The organism is uncultured Methanobrevibacter sp., assembly GCF_937906425.1.
Taxonomy (GTDB): domain Archaea; phylum Methanobacteriota; class Methanobacteria; order Methanobacteriales; family Methanobacteriaceae; genus Methanobrevibacter.
Map to the genome: position 1 here is coordinate 1 of NZ_CALCYR010000246.1, position 2450 is coordinate 2450.

The 2450-nt window shown below is 31.3% G+C and carries 2 protein-coding genes; one reads left to right on the top strand and one right to left on the bottom strand.

All coding sequences use genetic code 11. From position 1 onward, the window contains the following. Positions 1–123 precede the first annotated feature (123 nt). Complete coding sequence (twy1, locus tag Q0138_RS07145) at positions 124–1038, top strand: 4-demethylwyosine synthase TYW1 (RefSeq protein WP_297982639.1); 915 nt, start codon at positions 124–126, stop codon at positions 1036–1038. 110 nt (positions 1039–1148) lie between these two features. Here twy1 and sucC read toward each other — a convergent pair whose 3' ends face one another. Next, a complete protein-coding gene (gene sucC, locus Q0138_RS07150; RefSeq protein WP_297982641.1) occupies positions 1149–2276 on the bottom strand; it encodes an ADP-forming succinate--CoA ligase subunit beta in 1128 nt (375 codons plus the stop codon). Positions 2277–2450: the final 174 nt, after the last annotated feature.

Genomic DNA, 2450 nt, shown 5'->3' on the forward strand with positions numbered 1-2450 from the left:
TTGAATCCATTATATTATATAATTCTTCAAATATTAAATCTTTATTTGATTTATAAGAATTCCTTATTTCAAATATTCCTTTTGTCTTTTGAAATTTCAATAAAAAATTATTTAATGATTCTTATGACATTCACAAAAGAAGAACAGGAAAAGTTGGAATATAGTGGGTACAGATTTGCTGGAAAACATGGACATGCTGCAGCTAAAATATGTCATTGGACTAAAAAAAGCATGAAAGATGAAGGAGTCTGTTATAAAGAGCAATTTTATGGAATTCAATCTCACAGATGTCTTCAAATGTCACCGGCTGTTCCATTCTGCCATCAAAAATGCTCCTTTTGTTGGAGAGATTTAAGCCAAACCAAAATCCATTGGGAAGGGGAATACGATGATCCTAAAACAATTATAGAAGATGCAATTAAGGCTCAAAACAGTCTTCTTTGTGGATTTGGCGGAAATCCAAATGTCAACAGGAAAAAACTTGAAGAAAGTACAAGACCTACAAATGCAGCGATTTCCCTTGCAGGAGAACCTACATTATATCCTGAAATAGATGAACTTTTGGCTGAATTTAAAAAACAGGGCTTTTCCACTTTTTTAGTAAGCAATGGAATGAATTGGGAAAAACTTGGAAGCCTTGATTGCGAACCAAGTCAAACATACATTTCCTTGGATGCTCCTAACGAGAAAGTATATAAAGAACTTTGTAACCCTCAAATAGATGATGCTTGGAGCAATTTAAATAAGACTCTTGAATTACTTCCAAGTTTTAACAACAATACAGCTATTAGAATCACTTCAGTTAAGGGAAAGAATATGTTTGACGCTGCAGACTATGCCAAATTAATCAACAAGGCAGACCCGACATACATTGAAGTAAAGGCATACATGTTTATTGGATCTTCAAGAAAAAGATTAAGCTTAGACAATATGCCATCATATCAGGAAGTTTACGATTTTGCAGAAGAAATAGCTGAAAAAACAGGACGTAGAATATCTCAAGAATCAGAAGTCAGCAGAGTTATTTTATTAGAATAATTAAATAAAAACAGACAAAAAATAGTTAAAAAATAATTTAAAGAATAAATTTAAAAATAATTAAAAAATAAGAATAAAAAAAGAAAAAGAAATAAAAATTAAGCTAGAACCTATTTTGCATTAGCTTCTTCAGATTTTATTTCTTCACATAATTCAACAGCTTTTTTAGCAGCTTCCTCTAATGAAATCTCATAAGGAATTCCTGCTTCTTCAAATAAGCGTTGACCTTCTTCTTCATTAGTACCTGTAAGCCTAATTACCATATTAACTTTCCTTTTAGATTCTTCTAAAGCTGCAATTACACCTCTTGCAACATCATCAGCTCTTGTAATTCCTCCTAAAACATTAAGGAATACAACTTTTACAGGAGAATAATTTAAAACCAAATTCAATGCCTTCTTAATTGAATCATCTGATGCTCCTCCACCAATATCCAAGAAAGTTGCAGGTTTTCCGCCATATAATGTAACCATATCCATACCAGTTAAAGTTAAACCGGCACCATTTCCAATAACTGCAATATCACCATCAAGCTTTACAAAAGCAAAGTCCTTTTTCTTGTACCTGTTTTGTTTTACCTGATCTTGATGACGGAAAAGGGAATCGTTTTCAATTTCCAATTTTGCATCAGCAGCAATCAAACCATCATCGGTTAAAATCAATGGGTTGATTTCAGCAACTTCAGCATCGTATTTATCATAAACATTATAAAGTTTCCAAATAATATTTCCGATTGATGAAATTAATTCAGAGCCTACACCCATTTTACGAGCGATTTCACGTGCTTCGTAAGGTAAAAACTCTTTTAATGGATGAACATTGTAACGAATAATCTTTTCAGGAGAAGTCTTGGCCAATTCCTCAATTTCCATACCACCTTCAGCACTTGCCATGATGATAGGGGTCTTGTTAGCCCTGTCATTTGAAACACTTAAAAAGAACTCCTTTTTAATATCTGCTTTTTCTTCAATGAGTAAGTGTTTTACTTTTTCACCTTTAATTTCTAAAGTTAATAACTCTTTTGCTACATCAAAAGCTTCACCAGGATTATCAGCAAATTTAATACCGCCTGCTTTACCTCTTCCACCTACAAGTACCTGGGATTTTAAAACAACAGGCTTATCAAATTCAGTAGTCACTTCCATAGCTTCTTCAGCAGAATAAACAACATGACCTTCTAAAATTTTAATTCCTTCACTTTCAAAAACTTTTTTTGCACTATGCTCAAAAAACTTCATTTTCCTCACTCTAAATAATAAGCATGTCTAATTATAATCTAATTATCATACTTTGAAAATTAGTAATTGAATTGAAATACTTATGAATATAAATAAAAAATTGATTTTTCATTTTTAGGTTTAATTAATATTTCAATTTGATCCATTTTTTTAATTACATTATTAATATTATTA